Origin of the sequence: Phycicoccus sp. (assembly GCF_035325325.1) — a bacterium.
Taxonomy (GTDB): domain Bacteria; phylum Actinomycetota; class Actinomycetes; order Actinomycetales; family Dermatophilaceae; genus Phycicoccus.
On sequence record NZ_DAOLAC010000005.1, the window covers coordinates 93,727 to 115,790 of the forward strand.

At 71.6% G+C, this 22,064-nt stretch carries 16 protein-coding genes; 8 read left to right on the forward strand and 8 right to left on the reverse strand.

The window, feature by feature from the left end; genetic code table 11:
- The first annotated feature begins 198 nt into the window (after positions 1-198).
- From PKA89_RS05570 to PKA89_RS05590, 5 genes are read left to right on the forward strand one after another with little or no spacing between them, the layout of a single operon-like run.
- The gene (locus tag PKA89_RS05570; protein WP_324417401.1) at positions 199-1,995 is read left to right on the forward strand and encodes an ABC transporter substrate-binding protein; all 1,797 of its coding nucleotides are present in this window, start codon (positions 199-201) and stop codon (positions 1,993-1,995) included.
- 32 nt (positions 1,996-2,027) lie between these two features.
- Positions 2,028-3,050: an ABC transporter ATP-binding protein gene (locus PKA89_RS05575; protein ID WP_324417403.1), complete on the forward strand. Its 1,023-nt coding sequence runs from the start codon at positions 2,028-2,030 to the stop codon at positions 3,048-3,050.
- The gene (locus PKA89_RS05580) at positions 3,047-4,114 is read left to right on the forward strand and encodes a dipeptide ABC transporter ATP-binding protein (RefSeq protein ID WP_324417405.1); all 1,068 of its coding nucleotides are present in this window, start codon (positions 3,047-3,049) and stop codon (positions 4,112-4,114) included. Before PKA89_RS05575 ends, PKA89_RS05580 begins: the two co-directional genes overlap by 4 nt.
- Entirely contained in the window at positions 4,111-5,076 is a 966-nt protein-coding gene (locus PKA89_RS05585; RefSeq protein WP_324417406.1) for an ABC transporter permease, read from the forward strand. Before PKA89_RS05580 ends, PKA89_RS05585 begins: the two co-directional genes overlap by 4 nt.
- Positions 5,077-5,086: 10 nt before the next feature.
- Positions 5,087-6,046 carry an ABC transporter permease gene (locus PKA89_RS05590; protein ID WP_324417408.1) on the forward strand — a complete coding sequence of 320 codons (960 nt, stop codon included), beginning with the start codon at positions 5,087-5,089 and terminating at the stop codon, positions 6,044-6,046.
- Positions 6,047-6,113: 67 nt separating this feature from the next.
- On the opposite strand, the gene PKA89_RS05595 is transcribed toward PKA89_RS05590, so the two are convergent.
- From PKA89_RS05595 to rpsA, 5 genes are all read right to left on the reverse strand, one after another.
- Positions 6,114-7,205 carry an ATP-binding cassette domain-containing protein gene (locus PKA89_RS05595; RefSeq protein ID WP_324417410.1) on the reverse strand — a complete coding sequence of 364 codons (1,092 nt, stop codon included), beginning with the start codon at positions 7,203-7,205 and terminating at the stop codon, positions 6,114-6,116.
- A gap of 13 nt (positions 7,206-7,218) precedes the next feature.
- Entirely contained in the window at positions 7,219-8,511 is a 1,293-nt protein-coding gene (locus PKA89_RS05600; protein ID WP_324417412.1) for an ABC transporter substrate-binding protein, read from the reverse strand.
- Between the two features lie 67 nt (positions 8,512-8,578).
- Positions 8,579-9,439 carry a carbohydrate ABC transporter permease gene (locus PKA89_RS05605; RefSeq protein ID WP_324417413.1) on the reverse strand — a complete coding sequence of 287 codons (861 nt, stop codon included), beginning with the start codon at positions 9,437-9,439 and terminating at the stop codon, positions 8,579-8,581.
- Positions 9,436-10,401 carry a sugar ABC transporter permease gene (locus PKA89_RS05610; protein ID WP_324417415.1) on the reverse strand — a complete coding sequence of 322 codons (966 nt, stop codon included), beginning with the start codon at positions 10,399-10,401 and terminating at the stop codon, positions 9,436-9,438. The genes PKA89_RS05605 and PKA89_RS05610 overlap by 4 nt, the downstream gene beginning before the upstream one ends.
- Before the next feature lie 177 nt (positions 10,402-10,578).
- Entirely contained in the window at positions 10,579-12,060 is a 1,482-nt protein-coding gene (gene rpsA / locus PKA89_RS05615; RefSeq protein WP_324417417.1) for a 30S ribosomal protein S1, read from the reverse strand.
- A gap of 142 nt (positions 12,061-12,202) precedes the next feature.
- Here rpsA and PKA89_RS05620 point away from each other — a divergent pair, with 142 nt between their 5' ends.
- Positions 12,203-13,003, forward strand: coding sequence for a methyltransferase domain-containing protein (locus PKA89_RS05620; RefSeq protein WP_324417419.1), 801 nt, complete (start codon positions 12,203-12,205; stop codon positions 13,001-13,003).
- Between the two features lie 22 nt (positions 13,004-13,025).
- Here the strand turns inward: PKA89_RS05620 and PKA89_RS05625 are convergent, their stop codons facing one another.
- A complete protein-coding gene (locus PKA89_RS05625) occupies positions 13,026-14,048 on the reverse strand; it encodes a DUF3068 domain-containing protein (RefSeq protein WP_324417420.1) in 1,023 nt (340 codons plus the stop codon).
- Positions 14,049-14,165: 117 nt separating this feature from the next.
- Here PKA89_RS05625 and PKA89_RS05630 point away from each other — a divergent pair, with 117 nt between their 5' ends.
- Entirely contained in the window at positions 14,166-16,067 is a 1,902-nt protein-coding gene (locus PKA89_RS05630) for a hypothetical protein (protein ID WP_324417421.1), read from the forward strand.
- Positions 16,064-17,254 (forward strand): acyltransferase, encoded by a 1,191-nt coding sequence (locus PKA89_RS05635; RefSeq protein ID WP_324417422.1) that lies wholly within the window; start codon positions 16,064-16,066, stop codon positions 17,252-17,254. Before PKA89_RS05630 ends, PKA89_RS05635 begins: the two co-directional genes overlap by 4 nt.
- Here the strand turns inward: PKA89_RS05635 and PKA89_RS05640 are convergent.
- Entirely contained in the window at positions 17,152-21,288 is a 4,137-nt protein-coding gene (locus tag PKA89_RS05640) for an alpha-(1->3)-arabinofuranosyltransferase family protein (protein ID WP_324417424.1), read from the reverse strand. The genes PKA89_RS05635 and PKA89_RS05640 overlap by 103 nt on opposite strands.
- A complete protein-coding gene (locus tag PKA89_RS05645; RefSeq protein WP_324417426.1) occupies positions 21,285-22,058 on the reverse strand; it encodes a class I SAM-dependent methyltransferase in 774 nt (257 codons plus the stop codon). Before PKA89_RS05645 ends, PKA89_RS05640 begins: the two co-directional genes overlap by 4 nt.
- Between the last annotated feature and the right edge of the window lie 6 nt (positions 22,059-22,064).

A 22,064-nucleotide genomic window follows, 5' to 3' on the forward strand; every position in this document is an offset into this window, starting at 1 on the left:
TGCGCCGGGCATGTCACGACCGAGACCCGCCCGACACCGTTCCGTCACACGACCGTTTCCCTCTGTGACGGAACCGTGTCGGTCGCGTGTCGTTCCGCCCGTGCCCCTCCCCGGGGGTGCACCGCCGATCCTACGGTGCCGCCACGTGCGACCCACGCACCGCCGGCACGCCCGGCACCCACTCGTCAGGGAGATGCCATGAGACCACGACCGTCCCGTCTCGCCACCCTCGCCGTCCTCTGCGTCGCCGGCCTCGCCGCCGCCGGCTGCAGCACCTCGGGACCGAGCGCGGGAGGCTCCACCGCGGAGGGCCAGCCGGTCAGCGGGGGGACCCTCAACCTCCTCGGCAGCGGCGACGTCGACTACATGGACCCGAACATCAGCTACTACTCGAACGGCTACACCGCGCTGCGGATGTGGAGCCGGCAGCTGTTCACCTACCCCGCCGTCGAGGGCAAGGCGACGACGGCGGTGCCCGACCTCGCCGAGTCGATCCCCACCGAGGGCAAGGGCATCAGCGACGGTGGGAAGACGTACACGTTCACGCTGCGGCAGGGCGTCATGTGGGACACGACGCCGGCCCGCGCGGTGACCGCCGAGGACTTCGTCCGGGGCGTCAAGCGCACGTGCAACCCGGCGCAGCCGTTCGGCGGGCTGCCTGACTACGAGAGCCTCATCGTCGGGTTCAGCGCCTTCTGCGACGGCTTCGCCAAGGTGGCGCCGACCGCCTCGGCCATCGCGGACTACCTCAACGGCCACGACGTCGAGGGCCTCCAGGCCCCCGATCCCAGCACCGTCGTCATGCACCTCACCAAGCCGGCGAGCTACCTCGTCGACATGCTGACGCTGCCGGCGTTCAGCGCGGCGCCGGCCGAGTGGGACGCGTACGTCCCCGCCAGCGCGGAGCTGGCGCAGCACACCATCTCCGACGGGCCGTACCGCATCACCGCGTACACGCCGACCAAGAGCATCACCTTCGAGCGCAACCCCGCGTGGAAGGCCGCCAGCGACCCGGTCCGCAAGGCCTACGTCGACAAGATCCTCGTCAACGAGACGGTGAGCCAGGACTCGACGCAGCAGCAGCTCGAGACGGGCACGCCGAGTGCCGACATGCAGTTCGACAACCTCACCCCGGCCTCCCGGGTGCCGGCGCTCGTGGCGAAGAAGGACCCGAACCTGCACATCGGCGACACGGCGTCGAGCAACCCCTACCTCGTCTACAACACGAAGTCCCCGAACAACGGCGGGGCCCTCGGCAAGGTCGAGGTGCGCCGGGCCCTCTCGACGGCGATCAACCGGGCGAACATCGTCCAGGTCCTCGGCGGCGACCTGCTCAACAGCCCGCTGACCCACGTCCTGCCCTCGAGCATCGTCGGCGGCGAGAACTCCTTCGACGACTACCCGTTCGACGCGGCGAAGGCCAAGCAGATGCTCGCCGCCGCCGGCTACCCGAACGGGCTGACCGTCAAGGTGCTCTACCGCAACGCCTCCGAGGGGGCGACGAAGACCTTCCAGACCCTCCAGCAGGACCTCGGCAAGGCCGGTGTCACGGTCGTCGGGGTCGCCTCGCCGAACGCGGACTTCTACACGAAGTACCTCCAGGTGCCGACGGTCGCCCAGCGCGGCGTCTGGGACGTCGCGATCTCCGGGTGGGGCCCGGACTGGTACGGCAACGCCGCCCTGTCCTACTTCGGCCCGCTCTTCAACGGCAAGGCCGCCTACCCGCCGGCCGGCAGCAACTTCGGCTTCTACGAGAACCCCGCCGTCGACGCCCTCGTCGCGAAGGCCTCCGAGGCGGCCACCCCGCAGGACGCCGCGCCGCTGTGGGCCCAGGCCGACCACCTCGTGATGCAGGACGCGGCCTTCTTCCCGATCACCGAGCCGCGCACCCCGAACTACCACGCGGCGCAGGTGCACGGGGCGGTCTACATCCCGGCCTTCCAGAACTTCGACCCGACCAACGTCTGGCTGGCGCCGGGGATGCAGGGCGGCTGACGGACCGCGGGACAGACACGAGGAGCAGTGAGATGGCCCTACTCGAGGTCCGCGACCTGCACGTCGAGTTCGACACCCCGGACGGCGTGGTCCACGCCGTCCGGGGGCTGTCCTTCGACGTCGAGCGCGGCTCCACCCTCGCCGTCGTCGGCGAGTCCGGCTCCGGCAAGTCGGTCGCGACCCAGACCATCACCGGCCTGACCCGCGGCGCCCGTGTCACCGGCTCGGCGGTCTTCGACGGCACCGAGCTGCTCGGCGCCTCCGAGGAGACCCTGCGTGCCGTGCGCGGCGCCCGGATCGGGATGATCTTCCAGGACCCCCTCTCCAGCCTCCACCCGTACTACACGGTCGGCTGGCAGGTGGCGGAGATGATCCGGGCGCACGACCGCACCGTCACCCGGGCCATGGCCCGGGAGCGGGCGGCCGAGCTGCTCTCGCTCGTCGGCATCCCGCGGGCCCGGCGGCGGGTCGACGACTACCCGCACCAGTTCTCCGGCGGGATGCGCCAGCGGGTGATGATCGCGATGGCCGTGGCGCTCGACCCGGACCTGCTCATCGCCGACGAGCCGACGACCGCGCTCGACGTCACCGTCCAGGCGCAGGTCCTCGAGGTGATGCAGCAGCTCCAGGACCGGTTCGGCACGGCCATCGTCCTCATCACCCACGACCTGGGCGTCGTCGCCGAGATGGCCGACGAGGTCGTCGTCATGTACGCGGGGCGGGCGATGGAGGTCGCGCCGCGCCGCGAGCTCTTCTACCACCCGCACCACCCCTACTCCGAGGGACTGCTCCGCTCGCTGCCCTCGCGGGGCGAGCCGGGCAGCCGGCTCGTCCCGGTACCCGGCGCGCCGCCGTCGCTCCTCGACCCGCCGCAGGGGTGCCCGTTCCGGCCCCGCTGCCCGCACGCCTTCGCCGACTGCCACGACCAGCCGCCGCTGCGGCCCGTCGGCGGGTCACCCGACCACCTCTCGGCGTGCTGGCTGCCCCCGTCGCGTGGTACCACGACCGGCGAGGTGCCCGCTCCGGCGGCCCGCGAGCTCCAGGAGGCACCGTGACCGAGCCCCTGCTCTCCCTCGAGCACCTGACCAAGACCTTCCCGGTGACCAGCGCGGGCCTGTTCCGCCGCCGGACCGACCGCGTCCACGCCGTCGACGACGTCTCGCTCGAGGTGATGCCCGGCGAGACCCTCGGCCTCGTCGGTGAGACCGGCTGCGGCAAGTCGACCCTCGCCCGGTGCATCACCCGGCTGCACGACGTCGACGACGGACGGATCGTCTTCGCCGGCGAGGACATCACCCACCACTCCCGGGCCCGGATGCGCGGTGTCCGGCGGGACGTGCAGATGGTCTTCCAGGACCCCTACGGGTCGCTCAACCCGCGGCGCCGGGTCGGCTCGATCATCGGGGACCCGTTCGTCATCCACGACGTCGGCACCCCGGCCGAGCGGAAGCGCTCGGTCCAGGAGCTGATGGAGCGGGTCGGCCTCAACCCCGAGCACTACAACCGCTTCCCGGCGGAGTTCTCCGGCGGCCAGCGGCAGCGGATCGGTGTCGCCCGGGCCCTCGCGCTGCGACCCCGGCTGATGATCTGCGACGAGCCCGTCTCCGCCCTCGACGTCTCGATCCAGGCGCAGGTGCTCAACCTCCTCCTGGACCTCCAGGACGAGTTCGGGCTGACCTACGTCTTCATCTCGCACGACCTGTCCGTCGTGCGCCACGTCAGCGACCGGATCGCGGTGATGTACCTCGGCAAGGTCGTCGAGGTGGCGCCGTCGGCCGAGCTGTTCACCCAGCCCCGCCACCCCTACACCCGGGCGCTGCTCTCGGCCCTGCCGGTCGCCGACCCGGACGTCTCGGACAGCCGGCGCCGCATCGTCCTCGCCGGCGACCTGCCGACGCCGACCAACCCGCCGGCCGGCTGCCGGTTCCACACCCGGTGCCCACGAGCCCGCGAGGACTGCGCGAGCACCGTCCCGCCGGTCGAGCCCGTGCTCGGCGACCGGCCCGAGCACCGCACCGCCTGCCTGCACCCGCTCGGCGACGGCGACGACCTCGCCGCGGACCGGCCCGCCGTCGGGGACAGCGAGATCACCGCGACCGAGGAGGAGCTGTCGGCATGACCATCGACCAGGACCCCCGTACCGTCCCCGACGACGTCGAGCCGACGTCGTCCCCGCCGGGCACCGGCCGCCGCATCGAGGGCCGCTCGCCGTGGGCCCTCGCCTGGCAGCGGCTGCGTCGCGACCGGGTCGCGATGGCCTCGCTCGGCGTCATCGTCCTCGTCGTCCTCGTCGCGGTGTTCGCCCCCGTGGTCGCCGCCGTGACCGGGCACCCGCCGAACGAGCAGTTCCGCGAGACCGGCCTGTCGCCGCAGGGCCTGCCGGTCGCCCCGAACGGCGAGTTCTGGTTCGGCACCGACGACCTCGGCCGCGACGTGCTCGTCCGGATCGCGTACGGCGCGCGGGTGTCGCTGCTCGTCGGCGTCGTCGCCACCGCCCTCACCGTCGCCATCGGGGTCGTCGTCGGCATCGTCGCCGGGTTCGTCGGCGGCGTCGTCGACACCGTCCTCGCCCGGCTCGTCGACATCGTCCTGTCGATGCCGTTCCTCCTCGTCGCCCTCGCCCTCGTGTCGATCACCGGGCCGAGCCTCACGGTGACCATCGTCGTCATCGGCTTCTTCAGCTGGGCGGCGGTCGCGCGCATCGTCCGCGGCCAGGTGATCTCGCTGCGCGAGCGCGAGTTCGTCGAGGCGGCACGTTCACTCGGCGCGAGCGACCGGCGGATCATGTTCGTCGACGTGCTGCCCAACGTGCTCGCGCCGGTCATCGTCTACACCTCGCTGCTCGTGCCGATCGTCATCCTCACCGAGGCCTCCCTCTCCTTCCTCGGGCTCGGCCTCGCCCCCCCGACGCCGGACTGGGGCGGGATGATCAACGAGGCGACGAACTACTACACGACCTCCTGGTGGTTCGTCTTCTTCCCCGGGCTCGCCCTCCTCGTGACGACCCTCGCCTTCAACCTGTTCGGGGACGGGGTGCGCGACGCCTTCGACCCGCGCAGCGACCGCCTCATCGGGCACTGAGGAGGACACCGTGGTCAGGTTCCTCCTCCGCCGGGTCCTCCAGGGCGTCGTCGTCCTGTGGCTCATCACGATGGCCGTCTTCGCCCTCTTCTACATCGCGCCGAACGACGTCGCGCGCACCCTCGCGGGGCGCCAGGCGTCCCCCGAGACGATCGCGCTCATCTCGCACCGGCTCGGGCTCGACCAGCCGATCTGGAAGCAGTACCTCGACTTCGTGTGGCGGGCCCTGCACGGCGACCTGGGGTACGACTACTACCACCAGGTACCAGTGACCACGATCATGGGCGCGGCGCTGCCGGTCACCGCCTCGCTCGTGCTCGGCGCGGCGGTCATCTGGGTCGGGCTCGGCGTGACCAACGGCGTGCTCTCGGCCGTGCGACCCCGCTCGGTGACCGACCGCTCGCTCACCGTCTTCTCGCTCTTCTTCTACTCGATGCCGAGCTTCCTCCTCGGCCTCGTCCTCCTGTACTTCCTCTACTACCAGCTGACCCTCCACGGGCTCGCGGTGCTGCCGGCCGGCGGCTACTCGCCCCTCGCCGGTGGCCTGGGGACGTGGCTGCAGCACCTGCTCCTGCCGTGGTTCACGCTCGCGCTCGTCCAGGCCGCGACCTACACCCGGCTGACCCGCGGCTCGATGCTCGACGTCCTCGGCGAGGACTACGTCCGCACCGCGCGCTCGAAGGGCGTCAGCGAGCGACGGGTCGTCGTCCGGCACGCCCTGCGCAGCGCCCTGACCCCGGTCGTCACCCAGTTCGGCATCGACGTCGCCGGGCTGCTCGGCGGCGCGATCGTCACCGAGCAGGTGTTCAGCCTGCCGGGCCTGGGCAAGACCGCGGTCGACGCCATCAACCAGCAGGACCTGCCGGTGATCATCGGCATCGTCCTCTTCGCCTCGACCGCGGTCGTCGTCGCGAACATCGCGGTCGACGCCGTCTACGCCGTCCTCGACCCCCGGGTCCGGCTGCACTGACCCGCACCCGGTCGGCGGCTCCCCTCCCCTGTCAGCCGCCGGCCGGGTGCGACCCGGGGCGACTCGCTCAGCCGGCGAGCCGCTCCCCCGAGGCGGCGTCGAAGACGTGCGCCTCGCCGTCGACCGGACGGACACGCACGGTCTCGCCGACCTCCACGCCGGCCCGCTTCTCGGTCTTGATGGTGACCCGCTCGTCGTCGCCCTCCCCCGCGCCCGGGCGGCGGCCGTAGACGAACGACTCCGACCCGAGCGCCTCGACGAGCTCGACGGTCAGCTCCAGCGCGTCGGGCTCGTCGGCGCCGACGAGCCGCCACGACTCCGGCCGCAGCCCGACGACGACCCGGTCGCCCGCACCGGCGGCCACCTCCCGGTCGAGGGCGACGGGGACCCCGTGGACGTCGGCACGCCCCTCGCGGACCGGTGCCTCGACGAGGGTGATGGCCGGCGACCCGATGAACGCGGCGACGAAGGTGTTGACCGGGCGGTCGTAGAGCTCCTCCGGGCTCGCCACCTGCTGGAGCCGGCCGTCGCGCAGCACGGCGACCCGGTGGCCCATCGTCATCGCCTCGACCTGGTCGTGGGTGACGTAGACCGTGGTCACCCCGAGCCGCCGCTGCAGCCCGGCGATCTGGCTGCGGGTCGAGACGCGCAGCTTGGCGTCGAGGTTGGAGAGCGGCTCGTCCATGCAGAACACCTTGGGCTGGCGGACGATCGCCCGCCCCATCGCCACCCGCTGGCGCTGGCCGCCGGAGAGCTGCCCCGGCTTGCGGTCGAGGAGGTCGCCGAGCTCGAGGATGCGAGCGGCCTCCTCGACCCGCGAGCGCGTCTCCGCCTTCGGCACCCCGGAGTTGTCGAGGGCGAAGGCCATGTTCTGCGCGGCCGTCATGTTCGGGTAGAGCGCGTAGCTCTGGAAGACCATCGCGATGTCACGGTCCCTCGGGCGCACGCCCTTCTGGTCGTGCCCGTCGACGAGGATGCGCCCGTCGTCGACCGGCTCGAGCCCGGCGAGCATCCGCAGGGTCGTCGACTTGCCGCACCCCGACGGGCCGACGAGGACGAGGAACTCGCCGTCGTCGATGTCGAGGGTGACGGCGTCGACCGCCGGCGGGCCGTCCTTGGTGTACCGGCGGGTCGCCGCGTCGAAGTAGACCGTTGCCATCGGGTGGCTCTCCTCAGAGCTTGGACTTGATCTGGTTGTCGAACACCTGCTGGCTCTCCTTGTCGAGGCCGGCGAAGACGCTCGTGACGTCCTGGCCCTGGGCGACCTGGTCGAGCGCCTTGCCGATGCGGGCGCCGCCGCCGGGCAGGAGGACGCGGGCGTTGTCCTGGGAGCGGGTGTGCGGCAGCTGGTCGATCGCCGTCTTGGCGTTCGGGTTCTTCTCGAGGTACGCCTTCTCCTCGGCGGTGTCGACGGCCGACTTGCGCACCGGCATGTACCCCGTCGCCTGGGTGAAGGTGACCGTGTTCTTCGCGTTCGTGAGGAACTCGGCGAACTTCACCGCGTTGGCCTTGCGCTCGTCGGAGATCTTGGCCGGGATGCCGACGCCGGCGCCACCGGTCGGGCAGTTGTCGGTGCCCGGCAGGAAGGCGGTGCCGACCTCGAACTTCGCGTCCTTGGAGATGCCGCCGAGCGAGCCGGTGGACTGCAGGATGCAGCCGGCGAGCCCCGCGGAGAAGTCGGCCTCGGGGGTCGCGTTGAACTTGACGACGCCGCTCTTCGCGAGGTCCTGGAGGTACTGGCCGGCCTTGACGGTGTTCGGGTCGGAGAAGGTCGGGGTCCACTCCTTGGAGTACGCGCCGCCGAAGTCCCAGACCATGTTCTGGAAGTACCAGTCGAGGTAGTTCGAGCCGTCCGCCAGCTCCATCGCGTGCTTGCCCGAGCCGACGGCCCCCTTGAGGGCGTCCGACCACTGCTTGAACTCGTCCCAGTCCTTGGGGCCGCGGTCCTCGAGACCGGCCTTCGACCACAGCTCCTTGTTGTAGTAGAAGAGCGGGGTCGACCGGGCGTACGGCAGGGCGAAGTGCCCGTCGGCGTACTTGTAGTCGTTGAAGAGGGCGTCGACGTAGTCGGAGGTGTCGACCTTCGCGCTCGAGAGCAGGTCGTCCATGGGGGCGAGCTGCTTGTTGAGGGCGAAGTTGAACCAGGTGACGTCGGAGACGACGACGAGGTCGGGCAGCTGGCCGCCGACGAGGGCCGCGTTGAGCTTCTGCGCCACCTCCTCGTAGTTCTTGCCGGCGTCGACCAGCTTGACGGTGAGGTCCGGGTTCTCCTTCTGGAAGGCCTGGATGATCTGCTGCTCGACCGGCTTGCTGTTGCCGGGGTGGTTGCTCCAGAACTCGATGGTGTTGCTCGAGCCGCCCTTGTCGGACGTCGCGCTCGTGCCGGTGCCGGCGCAGGCGCTGAGCCCGGTGACGCCGGCGGCTCCGGCGAGGCCGAGGAAGCCGCGGCGGGTGAGGTTGTTCATCGGTGGTGCCCTCCCTGGTGGACCGGGCGCTGTGCCCGGGGTCGGTGGTGTGGGTGGTCGGTGCGGGTCAGCTCTTGACGGCCCCGGCGGTGAGGCCCTTGATCATCTGGCGCTGGAGGACGAGGAAGAGGACGAGGACCGGGAGCATCGCGAGGACCGTGCCGGCCATCACCGGCCCCCAGTTCGTCACGCCGTCGTTGTTCTGCAGCAGGGTCAGGCCGACCGGCAGTGGCGCCGTGCGCTCGTCGTCGGACATGAGGAACGGCCAGAGGTACTCGTTCCACTCGTTGACCACGGTGATGAGCGAGAAGGCGACGAGGGTGGGCCACGACATCGGGAGGACCACCCGCCAGAGCAGCTTGAGCGGGCCGGCGCCGTCGAGCCGGGCGGCCTCGATGATCTCGCCCGGCAGGCTGAGGAACTGGTTGCGCATGAGGAAGGTGCCGAAGGCGACCCCGGCGAGCGGGACGATGATGCCCTGGAAGGTGTTGCGCCAGCCGAGCTGCGCGACGAGGGCGTAGTTGCTGATCACCGTGATCTGGTTCGGCACCATGAGCGCCGCGATGACGACGAGGAAGACGAGACCCCGCCCCGGGAAGCGCAGCAGCGAGAGGGCGTAGGCGCTGATCACCCCGAGGACGATCTTCGACGCCGAGAGCACGAGGGTGATGACCAGCGAGTTGCGGAAGTAGTCGAGGAACGGGATGCGCGTCGTCACGTCGTGGTAGTTCGCGGTCGTGCCCGGCTGGGGGAACCACTGCGCCGGACGGACGTAGATGTCCTGGCGCTCCTTGAGCGAGGTGATGACGATCCAGAACAACGGCACGGCGACGACGAGCAGGACGAGGACCATCGCCACGTAGCCGGCGACGGTCATCCCCCGCGACCGGTGCGAGGCGGCCTCGGCCCCGTGCGCCAACCCGCTCACGAGCGCTGCCCCCGGTCCATGACGCGGACCTGGACGATGGTCACGACGAGGAGGATGAGGAACATGACCGTCGCCACGGTGGCTCCGTAGCCGGCCCGCTGGTTGACGAAGGTCTCGCGGTACACCTGGTAGACGAGGGTCATCGTGCCGTTGCCGACCGGCCCGCCCCGGGTCATCACGTTGATGATGTCGAAGACCTGGACCGAGCTGAGCAGCACGGTGATCGAGAGGAAGAACGTCGTCGGGCGCAGCTGCGGGAGGAGCACCCTGTGGAAGTGCGTCCACGGCGAGGCGCCGTCGATCTCGGCCGCCTCGTCGAGGTCGGCGCGCCGGCCCTGCAGGGCCGCGAGGTAGATGACGAAGGTGTAGCCGAGGTTCTTCCAGATGTAGGTGAAGGTCACCATGAACAGCGCCCAGCCCGAGCGCTGGTAGAAGTCCGGGGACTCGACCCCGATCCGGGCCAGGAGGTCGCGCACGAGGCCGAAGCTGGGGTCGAAGACGAACTGGAACGCGACCCCGACCGCGGCACCCGAGATGACGAACGGCGCGAAGACGGCCGAGCGCACGAGGTTGCGGCCGCGCAGCCGCTGGTCGAGCAGCATCGCCAGGGCGAGGCCGAGGCCCATCGAGATGCCGACCGTCGCGACCGTGAAGACCAGCGTGTTGAACAGGACCGTGCGGGTGTCGTCGCGGCCGAACCACTCGACGTAGTTCGCGAAGCCCACCGGGTTGGCGATCGGGGCCGAGATGTTCCAGTCCGTGAAGGACAGCCGGATGTTGTCCAGGAGCGGCCGGTAGGTGAACACTGCGAGGAGGACGAGGTTCGGGGCGAGGAGCAGGCCCGCGAGGGTCCACTCCCACGCACGACCGGAGGACCGCCGCGGCGGGGGGCCCACCGGCTCCGGCGGACCGGACCTCCCCCCCACTGCGACGTCGGGCTCGGGGGTCGACGTCGACTGCACGCCGCCGACCCTAACGGCGGCGGTTACCCCGTGGGGGCTTGCGTGTGAACGAGTTCCGTCGCGCGGTGGAACACCGGGAACTGGGCACACCCGCAGGTCGTGGGCACGCACGAGGGGCCCGGACCGTGGTGGTCCGGGCCCCTCGTGGCGAGCCGGTGCGCCGGGCGGCGCGGTGGCTCAGTTGCCGGTGAGCTTCTCGCGGAGCGCGGCGAGGGCCTCGTCGGAGGCCAGCGTGCCCTCGGACGCCGGAGCGGCCGGGCGGGCCGACGGGCTCTCGTCGGCGCTCTCCGAGGAGTACGACGTGGCGGCGGACTCGCCCGCGGCCTCGGCGTCGGCCTTGACCGCGGCCTCGACCTGGGCGCGGTGCGCCTCCCAGCGCGCGTGCGCCTCGGCGTACTGCTTCTCCCAGGCCTCGCGCTGGGTCTCGAAGCCCTCGAGCCACTCCTGGGTCTCCGGGTCGAAGCCCTGGGGGTACTTGTAGTTGCCGTTCTCGTCGTACTCCGCGGCCATGCCGTAGAGGGTCGGGTCGAACTCGACCTGGTTGGCGCCGTCCTCGTTGGCCTGCTTGAGGCTCAGCGAGATGCGGCGACGCTCGAGGTCGATGTCGATGACCTTGACGAAGATCTCCTGGCCGACCTGCACGACCTGCTCGGGCAGCTCGACGTGGCGCTCGGCGAGCTCGGAGATGTGGACCAGGCCCTCGATGCCGTCGTCGACGCGGACGAACGCACCGAACGGGACGAGCTTGGTGACCTTGCCCGGGACGACCTGGCCGATCGCGTGGGTCCGGGCGAAGTGCTGCCACGGGTCCTCCTGGGTCGCCTTGAGCGACAGGGAGACACGCTCGCGGTCCATGTCGACGTCGAGCACCTCGACGGTGACCTCGTCGCCGACCTCGACGACCTCGGACGGGTGGTCGATGTGCTTCCAGGACAGCTCGGAGACGTGGACGAGGCCGTCGACCCCGCCGAGGTCGACGAACGCACCGAAGTTGACGATCGAGGACACGACACCCGTGCGGACCTGGCCCTTGCCGAGCTCCTTGAGGAAGGTCGTGCGGACCTCGGACTGGGTCTGCTCGAGCCAGGCACGGCGCGACAGGACCACGTTGTTGCGGTTCTTGTCGAGCTCGATGATCTTGGCCTCGATCTCCTTGCCGACGTACGGCTGGAGGTCGCGGACGCGGCGCATCTCCACGAGGGAGGCCGGGAGGAAGCCGCGCAGGCCGATGTCGAGGATGAGGCCGCCCTTGACGACCTCGATGACGGTGCCGGTGACGACGCCGTCCTCCTCCTTGATCTTCTCGATCGTGCCCCAGGCGCGCTCGTACTGGGCGCGCTTCTTGGACAGGATCAGCCGACCCTCCTTGTCCTCCTTCTGGAGGACCAGGGCCTCGACCTCGTCGCCCACGGCGACGACCTCGTTGGGGTCGACGTCGTGCTTGATGGACAGCTCGCGCGAGGGGATGACGCCCTCGGTCTTGTAGCCGATGTCGAGGAGGACCTCGTCGCGGTCCACCTTGACGATGCGACCCTCGACGATGTCGCCGTCGTTGAAGTGCTTGATCGTCGCGTCGATCGCGGCGAGGAGGTCTTCCTCGGTGCCGATGTCGTTGATGGCAACCTGAGGGGCGGTCGTGTCGACCGTGCTGGCAGTCATGTAGTAGGAACTCCGATGTGGACAGATGGACTCGGTGGGATGGTTCGCGCGCACGCGTGACCCACGACGGGCACACGAGTGCTCGCTCAGCCTACTCGGGTCGGCGGGTGCCGGGCAAAACGCCCGGGCCGGGGGTCCGGCGGTGACGGCGGGGGTCGGCCGGCGCGGGGCCGACGACGCGGAGACCCGCTCGGCCAACCGCTCGTGGTGGGACGGCGAGGCGGACGACTACCACGCCGAGCACGGCGCCTTCCTCGGCGAGGCCGGCTTCGTCTGGGGGCCGGAGGGCTGGACCGAGGCCGAGCTCGACCTCCTCGGCGTGCGCGACGGGATGACCGTGCTCGAGATCGGCGCCGGCGGCGCGCAGTGCTCGCGCTGGCTGGCCGGCGCCCACGACGTGCGGGTCGTCGCGAGCGACCTCTCCGCGGGGATGCTCCGCACCGCCCGCCGCCTCGACGCCTCGGCCGGCGGTGCGGCGTTGCCGTTGCTGCAGTGCGACGGCACGGCGCTCCCCCTGGCCGACGCCTCGGTCGACCGGGTCTTCACCGCCTACGGCGTCGTGCCGTTCGTGGCCGACAGCGGCGCGGTCCTGCGCGAGGCGGCCCGCGTGCTGCGTCCGGGGGGCCGGTTCGTCTTCTCCACCTCGCACCCGGTGCGCTGGGCGTTCCCGGACGTGCCCGGGCCGGCCGGGCTCACCGTGTCGCAGTCGTACTTCGACCGCACGCCCTACGTCGAGACCGAGGCCGGGGTCGCGACGTACGTCGAGCACCACCGCACCCTCGGCGACCTGGTCCGCCAGGTCGTCGCCGCCGGTCTCGTGCTGCTCGACCTCGTCGAGCCGGAGTGGCCCGAGCGGAACACCGAGGAGTGGGGCGGCTGGTCGCCGCTGCGCGGCCGGCTGCTGCCCGGGACGGCGATCCTCGTCACCGAGAAGCCGGCCTGAGCGCCGGTCGTCCGCTGCGGGGTCAGGCCCGCGCGCGCACCCTCGTGTCGGCCCGCGGCCCGGCCGCCGGTCGGGCCGGGGACCCCGCCAGCACGAGGAACCCACCGAGGGCGAGCAGGAGGATCCCGATGACCACGCCGACGAGCAGGACCCAGTGGTCGATGAAGGACAGGAGCTTGGCCTTCGCGCCCCAGTCCTTGGCGTTCGCCGAGACGGTCTGCTCGTTGAAGCCGATCGTGCCGACGGTCTTGGCCACCGGGTCGTAGCCCTCCGCCTGGTAGACGTCGTTGATCTGCTCCCTGCCGTCGATGAGGACACCGGTGACCGGCTCGACCCACAGGGTGCGGGTGTTCGAGTACATCTCGGTCGCCGTGACGTCGCCCGAGGCGCCGTCACTGAACAGGCTCGCCGGGGCGTCGATGGTCTGGACCGCCTCGGGCCCGAGCTTCTGCTCGAAGACGTAGACCGGCGTGCCGTCGATCGAGTCCTGCTTGACGAACTTGATGGGCTCGGCACGCTTCAACGTCGTGTCGTACCACTGGTAGTCACGCTGCTGGACGTCGAACGGGAACTTGAAGTACAGGCCCTCGTAGGTGGCGTTCTCGGTCTTCGTGGGGTCGGTGAGGTCGCCGACCGAGCGGTAGTCGCCGCAGCAGTTCGACGCCTCGGCGCTGACGCGGTCGAGGGACACCCCGGCATCGCTGTAGCTGAGGTCGACGGGCGCGCCGTCGACCATCGCCTGCGAGCGAACGGTCGTCTGCCAGAAGACGTTCTTGTCGCGCTTGTCGGCGGGGACCCGACCGGGGATGCCCCGGATCTCGCGCGTGCTCTTGACGTCGACGTCCGTCAGCTTGTCGACGGCCGGCGCTCCGTCGGCGACGTGGGCGTACAGCACCGACATCCCCCGCCCCTCCGAGACGGACGTCGAGTCCTGGTTGAGCGGGACCGTGGCCAGACCCTTGTAGAGGTACGGCTTGGCGAGAATGCCGAGCCCCAGGAACAGGGCCCCCAGGCCGATGAGGACGAACCCCAGAACCCGACGCATGGTCACGCTCCTTTGCATGAATGGTGGCTGGACCCTACCAGTGAGTAGCGCAGCGTGTCCGCACCCCGCCGAGGGTAGGCTGCAGCCGCTTCGCCCCCTCGACGTCCGAAGGTGTTCGTGACCAGCCCAGCCACTCCCACCGATGACCACTTCGACGAGCCGTGGGCCGAGCCCGACCCCCTCCGGTCGCGCGAGCGCGCGGACCGTCAGTGGCTCCTCAGGGATCCCCTGCGCACGGTGTTCGTCCTCGTCACGGTCATCGCCCTGGCGGTGCGGTTCAACGTCCTGCGGGACAGCTTCTTCATCACCGACGACTTCATGCTGTCCTCCCGCGCGGTCGAGTCGCCGTTCGGGTGGGACTATCTCGGACGGGTCCACACCGGCCACTTCGAGCCCGTCGGCTTCGCGGTCATGTGGGTGCTCGCCCATGTAGCCCCGTGGAACTGGGGTGCCGCCGTCGCCGTCATGCTCGCCGGCCTCCTCGTCGTCTTCCTCCTCGTCTGGTCCCTCCTCGTCGAGCTGTTCGGTCGCCGGTGGACCGTCCTCGTGCCGTACGGGCTGTTCTGCTTCACGCCCCTGACCCTTCCCGCCACGACGTGGCTCTCGGCCGCGATCCTCTGGGTGCCGCTCATGGCATCGGTTGCCGGCACCACGAAATGGCACGTGCGCTATCTGCGGACGGGTCGGGTCCGCGACGCCGTCGTGGCCGTGCTGTTCCTCGCGCTGGGGCTCCTCTCCTTCGAGAAGACGCTCGTCGTCCTGCCCTACCTCGTCGTCCTGACATTCGCGGTGTTGCCCCGCTCCCGGGTATCGCTCTCCGGGGTGCGTCGCGTGGTCCGGAGTCGCCCTACGGTCTGGGTCCTGTACGCCGTCCTCACCGGGGCCTACCTCGTGGCCTACGCCGTCTCGCTGGCGCGGGACGAGGGCGCGGAATCGCTCTACGTGCCCACGGCCGGGCAGGTGTGGGACTTCACCTATCTCAGCGTCTTCCGCACCTTCGTGCCCTCTTCCTTCGGCGGCCCGTGGAGTTGGGCCCCCGTCGGCTACGGCGGGGCGATCGTCGACTCACCGCGCCTGTTCGACTGGGTCGCCCTCGTGGTGGCGGCCCTGGTCATCACAGTCACGGTTGCGCTCCGGCGACGGATGGCTCGTCATTGGGCGGCGCTCGGCACCTACGTCGTCTTCGGCCTCGCCGCCCTAGCGGCGGGCCGTGTGGCTCTCGGGGGGGCGATCATGGCGCTCGAAACGCGCTACCTCGGCGACGCGGCCGTCCCGCTCGCCGTCGCGCTGGGGGCCGCCCTCTCGCCCCTGCGTGGCGAGCCCGACGCGTGGTACCCCGTACCCCGCCCCCTGCTCGAACTGCGCCGCTCGGCCCGCCGCGTCGGCGCCCTGTCCCTCGTCGCGGTCCTCGCGCTGTCGCTGTACTCCATGAACGCCTATGCCTCCATCAGCTCGGCGAACCCCTACCGGCCGTTCGTCGAGTCGACGGCGGCGTCGATGCGGACACTCCCCCGGGACGCGCAGCTGTACGACACCGCCTTGCCTGTCGACATCGTGGGCCCCATCTTTCAGGAGTACAACCTCGTCAGCCGCTTCATCGAACCTCAGATCACTTCCGCCAACCGCCGCAACCTCACCCCCCGCCCCGAGCTGACCAAGCCGTACATCCTCGACGCGTCCGGACACTTCGTCCCGATGAAGGTCGACGGTGCCGCCTCGCCCGCTCCCCTCCCCGGAGCTTGCGGCTGGGTGGCCCGCAACGGCACGGTGACTGTCCCGCTGGGGAGCGACGTCTTCGCCTGGGGATGGGCCGTCCGGATCGGTTACCTCGCCGACGGGGACACCACCGCCACGGTGCGGCTCGGGACGGGCACCGGCACTGTGCACCTCCGCGAGGGGCTCGGCGAGGTATATCTCCCCCTCGTCGGGTCGGGGCCGCAGGTCGAGCTCCAGGGGATGGATCCCCGGGTGAACGTCTGTGTCGGCGACGTCCAGGTCGGGAATCCGGTCGGTAAGTGAGCACGACGCGGCCCGTACGGTCCCGACGCCGCTTCCCGGCCTTCGACGGGTTGCGCGCGGTCGGTGCCCTGTTCGTCGTCACGACGCACGTGGGCTTCCACAGCGGGGCCTCGCTCAACACCGAGTTCCGCGGGCTGCTGTCTCGGATGGACTCCGGCGTCGCCATCTTCTTCGTCCTGTCCGGCTTCCTGCTCTTTCGGCCGCACGTCGTCGCATGGCTGGAGGGCGCGCCGGGCCCCCGGCTCATGACCTATCTCAGGCACCGAGCCCTGCGCATCCTGCCGGCCCTGTGGCTCGCCGTGCTCGGCTCGGCACTCCTCCTCGAGCAGCGGGACGTGCCGCTGGCCGCCTACCTGCGGACGGCCACGCTCACCCAGATCTACACGGGGGGCAACGAGGCCCAGGGCCTGACGCAGATGTGGAGCCTCGCGACCGAGGGCGCCTTCTATGTACTCCTGCCTCTTGCCGCCTACGTCGTCACCCGGGGGCGGCCGACGCCGCGCGCCGTCGGGGCCAGGCTGCTCGTCCTGCTCGCCACACCCCTAGCGGGCGCGGCCTGGATGGCGTTCTCGTCCACCGCGGGTCATCCGCTCATGGCCGTCTGGTTGCCGGGGTTCGTCGGCTGGTTCGGCGTTGGGATGGCACTGGCTCTCTGGCAGGCTGCACGGGAGGCCGGGCTCCTGCGGGGTGGCCGCCTCGACCTGCTGGCCGGCAGCCCGTCCACCGCCTGGGCGCTCGCCGCGACCCTCTTCCTCGTCCTCGCCTCGCCGGTCGCCGGTCCGTACTCGCTGGCTCCTCCGACGCCGTTCGAGGCGGGTTCGAAGAGCCTGCTCTATGCCGTCTTCGCGCTCCTCGTCGTCCTCCCTGCGACGGCGACGGCCGAGTCGGTGCCTCCCCTGGTGCGTCCGCTCGGCGGACGGGTCGCACGATGGTTGGGCGACGTCTCCTACGGCGTGTTCTGCTACCACCTGATCGTCCTCGGCCTGCTCGAACAGGCCATGGACTACAGGATCTTCTCGGGTGGCTTCCTCCGGTTGTGGGTGCCCACGGTGGTCCTCACCCTCGTCGTCGCTGCGGCGAGCCACTACCTCCTCGAGCGGCCCGTGATGAGGCGCGGCCGCCGGACGCGGCGGATCCGGGTCTCCCCCCAGGCGACGGTCGCGACCGCCACCAACGCGAGCGCCTGAGGCGCGAGGCCGTCGACACCTGCCAGGCCCCGTGTCCAGGGGTTCAATGCCGCGACGAGCCCCGCGAGCAGCCCCACCGTCCCGACGACGGCCGCCCGGCTGCGCGGCAGTAGGAGCGCGGCAAGCGCGGCGACTCCGACGGACCCGAGTCCCCACCCTCCGGCCAGGACGAACAGGAGGCCGACGACCGCCAGGGTCCAGCCGGTGCCGCGGGGCCGCCGTGACGGGAGGACAGGCTCCGTGCCACGGCGACCGAGCCACGCCAGGCCCACCGGCACCACCAGCGCCAGGACTCCGCCGCCGAGCAGGCCGGCGCGGTAGGCCCCGTCCGGAGCGAAGGTGGCGGTCAGGGTCGTCGCATCCCCTGGTGGCACCAGCCATCCCTGCTGCCAGCCACCGACCCGTACCGGCGTCAGGGTGCGTCCTGTGGCGTCCCTTGCGGTCCAGCCGCGGTTGTCGTTCTGGTGGATGACGAACAGCCCCCACGTGTCGCGCGCGGTCAGGTTGGCCTGGACCGTCGCCGGATCCTTCCGGTGGAGGACGACGCTGCGCGGGGCCCGATCCGGACGGGGGACCGCCGGAGCAACCACGACCTCGCTCGGGTCGAACTCGGCCGAGGGGGCGACGACGAGGTCGGAGCGTCCAGCGGGAACGGTGACCATCCCCGCGCCGCACGTGCTCCACCGCAGGCGCCGGCCACCGAGGAGGTCGCCCACCGTCCCCGTCACACGGGTGGCGTACGAGGTGGCCCCGACGACGAGGTCGGGCCCGAAACCGCAGGGCGCCCCCGTGGGGATGGAGACCGGTACTGCGCGGGGCGGCGGAGCCCCCTGGACCACGAGCTCGGAGACGCCGACCGGCAGGGTGTCGACGAAACCGGACACCGAGTCGGTCGATCGGAGGGGCGTCGTCGAGACGACGCGGACCTCCAGGACCCTGAAGGTCGTGGCCGGCCATCGGACGAAGCCCTCGTCGTCAACGCGCAGCTGGCGGGTGCCGCGACCGTCGAAGGTCACTGCCACCTCGCGCGCGGCCGAGCCGGCGAGGCTCGCGTCTCGTTGCAGCTGCAGGCCGTCCGAGGTCACGGCCGAGGGATAGGTGATGGTGAGCCGGGGCTCTTGGTCGTCTCGACCGGCCACCCACCCGGTCCCGAGGTCTCCGTCGACCGCGGCGCCGGGCCGGCCGGCTGGGTCGGCGACCGCCCGGCTGGAGGCCGTCACCGAGACCCTCTGGAATCCGTCGAGGAGACGGTCCAGCGCGGCGCCCGGTCGCGGGGTCACGGTGCCGCTCGCGTCGCCGGTCACGGCAGCGCGGAGGTCGAGGACACGGCGGAGGCCTCCCTCGGTCTCCGGCTGTCGTCCGGTGCCCGCGAGGCACAGCGGACGCGGCCCGACCAGGGGGCAGGCCGAGCGACCATCTGCGGCGCGGCGCAGCACGAGCGCCGTGGGACGACTCCCCACCGCCGGAGGGACGACGAGCGCGGACCCGACCTGCACGCCCGGCACCGTGACCTCGGTCAGGGCGACGCCGGCACCCCCGAGCCCCGCATCCGTCCCGAGCACCGTCACTCGGATCCGCTTCGTCGTCCCGGGGGCAGTCGCCAAGACGACGGTCCTCACCCCGGGGGGTACGGCGGTGGTCCGCGAGCCCCGGTCCGTGTCGACCCGAAGGCGGGTCGGGCGCTGGGCCAGGCGTACGGCACCCTCGAGCCCGACGGAGAGACCTGCGGGGTCAACCGGGGTGCGCATCGTGAGCTGGGCCCACTGCCCGACCGACGCACCGAAATCACCCGAGACCCACGCAGTCGCGGGGTCCCCGTCGACGAGGGCTTGCGCCCCGTAACCCGGCCCCAGTCGGAGCGAGGCGTTCGCGTCCGAGGCTGCGGACGACACCGACATGGAGGCGAGGTCACCGGTCCACGCCCGCTCCGTCAGCGGCGCCGGGGGGTCGACCACGTAGCTGCTGACTCGAGCAGGCGTCCGACGCGCCTCCCCCGGCGTGCGCACGGCGGAGGTGTTGTCGGCGGCCCGGCCGAAGAACACCTCGCGGTCCAGGTCGCCGTCGGTGAGGACCTCCGGCACGGCACCCAGCGGACCGGCATCCCTCGCGAGGACGGCGACCCGGTCACCACCGAGGGCGGCCACGACGTCCGCCGCGTCCTCGGGGCCGCCCCGGACGACCGCGACGCCACCGCCGTCGACGAACGTCGCGTCGGCGCCGGTCCCGGTGGCGTACACCTCGACTGCGGGATAAGGCAGGAGGGATCGCTGGTCGGTCGTCGTGTCCGGCGACTCCGGCACCCCCTTGGGAACCCCGACCGGGGCGCCGAAGGACGCGACGCGCTGCAGGCCGGCCACCGCGAGCGACTGGTGGAGGCGCAGCAGGGTGCCGCTCGAGCGATCAGCTGCGTCGGGGCGGATGTCGTTGCGGACGAGGACGAACCGAACTCCGGCCGACGCCAGTTCGGCATTCAGGGTGTCCCCCGGACGGCCGGACCTCAGTCGGCTCTCGATGTCGTCGAGCCATCGGGTGCCGCCGGCGCTGCCGAGCGGAACCGCGTCGCGGACCGCGAACGCCGCCGAGCCCAGCGCCTGCAGGGGATCGTCCTTCGTCGAGCCCCAGACGAAGTCAGCGAAGCCGGCCGCCGGGACGACGAGTGTCGTGCCCGGCTCCGCCCGCTCATCGAGCCAGTCCGCGGCCTGGTGCCAGTACGTCGGGACTGCGCGATATCCCTCCGGCTTGGCCATGCCCCCGACGACGGCTGGCGCGCAGACAATGAGGACGAGTGCGGTGGTGACGACGGGAGCGAGCCAGCGCGCAAGTCCGGTGCGCCGGACCGCCGCGCTCATCGACCCCCCAGCCACTGCGAGGCCGAGGGCGAGTGGGACGCGCAGGACGAGCTCGAACTTGTGGGTGTTGCGCAGAGGCGCCAGCGCACCGTCGAGCAGGGCCTGCAGCGACGGTGCGAGCGGTGACGCGGCAGGCCCGGTGTGTCCGAGGCCGACGAGGACGAGACCGACGAGCACGGCGCTGACCAGGAACGCACGGTGCCGTTCCGGCACCCGGGCGATGCCAACCAGCCCTGCGACGGCGACGAGGGCGGTGGCGAGGACCAGGGCAGGGACCGTGACGTACTGCCACCCGGCCGGCCAGGCCGGGCCCCCGGAGCCGCTGAGGTAGGACAGCCAGGTCGTCGTCCCCCGCAGCGACTCGAAGGGGCTCGCGAAGCGCGTGGTGACCGGTGCGTTCTCGATCCAGTCGAGGAACGGTGGACTGTAGCGCCCGAGCAGCAGCAGGGGGACGAGCCACCACAGGCTGACGGCGACGACGACCGTCAACCACTGCGCGAGGCGTCGGAGGGCGAGTCCGGCGGGACGGCGGGTCACGAACCACACCGTGGGCAGCACGAGGGCCGCGCCCGTGGCGACCGCGTTGACGCCCCCGAGCAGCGCCACCGCGGCCCCCGACCGTGCCAGCCGGGCGGGCCAGCTGCGCGGCGTCGGGTCCACGAGCGGGAGGAGCACCCACGGGGCCAGCGCCATCGGCCAGACCTCGACCGAGGTGACGGCCACCTCCGAGACGAACCGTGGTGACAGGGCGAACAGCAGCGCCGCGACGTACCGGCTCCAGGGGGTCCCCAGCCGCAGCGCGCCGGCGAGCCGCCACAACCCGACGAACGCCGTCGCGAGCACCACGGTCCACCAGAGCCGTTGGACGATCCACGCGGGTGTTCCCACCACGCCGAGGGCCCAGTGCAGCGGGCCGACCGGGAACAGGTACCCGTACGCCTGGTTCTGGAGCTGGCCGAAGGCGCCCGAGGGGTCCCACATGTGCAGGGCGCGCGCGAGAAAGGGCCCGGGGTCGGCGGTCAGGTCGAGCTTGGTATCCGGGACGACGCGCCCCCCGGACTGGTTGAACGACAGGGCGGCCAGCAGCAGGACCCCCGCCCCGAGGCGAAACCGCCACAGGGTCTGCTGGTCGGCGCGCAGCTCCACGTCGTCGGGGCTCGTGCGATCGCCGAGCTGGGGCTTCACTCCGCCCGAGCCCGCAGGACGATGACGGCGTTCCAGCTGACGACCTCCCGCAGTCCGGGGACCCGGATCACCCACTGCGCCCACGACGGGTGGTAGCGCGGGAGGACGGCGAGCAGCTCGGCGCGGCCGTCGTCCGCGACCCCGCGGGCCCAGCGGACCATCGGCCCGACCGGGCAGGCGAAGAGGGTGCGGCCGAGGTCGTTCTTGGGCCGGTGGCCGTGGCGGCGCTCGTACCGGTCGGCGGCCCGGTGCCCGCCGAGGTAGTGCCACGGCGAGGTCTCGTGCCCACCCCAGGGCGAGAGCCAGGGCGTCCAGGAGAGGAAGACGACACCCCCCGGGCGGGTGACGCGAAGCATCTCCTCGGCCATCGCGACCGGATCCGGCACGTGCTCGAGGACGTTGCTCGAGAAGGCGACGTCGAGCGAGCGGTCGGCCAGCGGCAGCGCGAGCCCCGAGGCCCGGACCGTGTTGCCCGTGACGCCCCCACGAGCGGTCAGCTCACCGGCGTCCGGCTCGAGTCCGGCGTACCGGGCTCCGGCCGCCGCGAAGGCGTCGGCGAAGTACCCCGGCCCGCCGCCGACGTCGAGGACGCTCGCACCCCTGAGGGCGACCCAGCGACGCATCATCGCCACCGAGTCGGCCGCGAGCGCGCCGTAGAAGTGGTCGGGGTCGGTCTGCTCGACGCGAAAGGCCCGGAAGAGGGCGACCGAGCGAGCCAGCGTCGCACGTCCATCACGCGCACCGGGAAGCGCGAGGGCGTGGGGTACCATCCGTCT

Coding starts and splice junctions, on each gene's coding strand:
- PKA89_RS05625 (WP_324417420.1), bottom strand. CDS start 14,048: ATGCGTCGGGTTCTGGGGTTCGTCCTCATCGGCCTGGGGGCCCTGTTC.
- PKA89_RS05570 (WP_324417401.1), top strand. CDS start 199: ATGAGACCACGACCGTCCCGTCTCGCCACCCTCGCCGTCCTCTGCGTC.
- rpsA (WP_324417417.1), bottom strand. CDS start 12,060: ATGACTGCCAGCACGGTCGACACGACCGCCCCTCAGGTTGCCATCAAC.
- PKA89_RS05585 (WP_324417406.1), top strand. CDS start 4,111: ATGACCATCGACCAGGACCCCCGTACCGTCCCCGACGACGTCGAGCCG.
- PKA89_RS05595 (WP_324417410.1), bottom strand. CDS start 7,205: ATGGCAACGGTCTACTTCGACGCGGCGACCCGCCGGTACACCAAGGAC.
- PKA89_RS05645 (WP_324417426.1), bottom strand. CDS start 22,058: ATGGTACCCCACGCCCTCGCGCTTCCCGGTGCGCGTGATGGACGTGCG.
- PKA89_RS05575 (WP_324417403.1), top strand. CDS start 2,028: ATGGCCCTACTCGAGGTCCGCGACCTGCACGTCGAGTTCGACACCCCG.
- PKA89_RS05600 (WP_324417412.1), bottom strand. CDS start 8,511: ATGAACAACCTCACCCGCCGCGGCTTCCTCGGCCTCGCCGGAGCCGCC.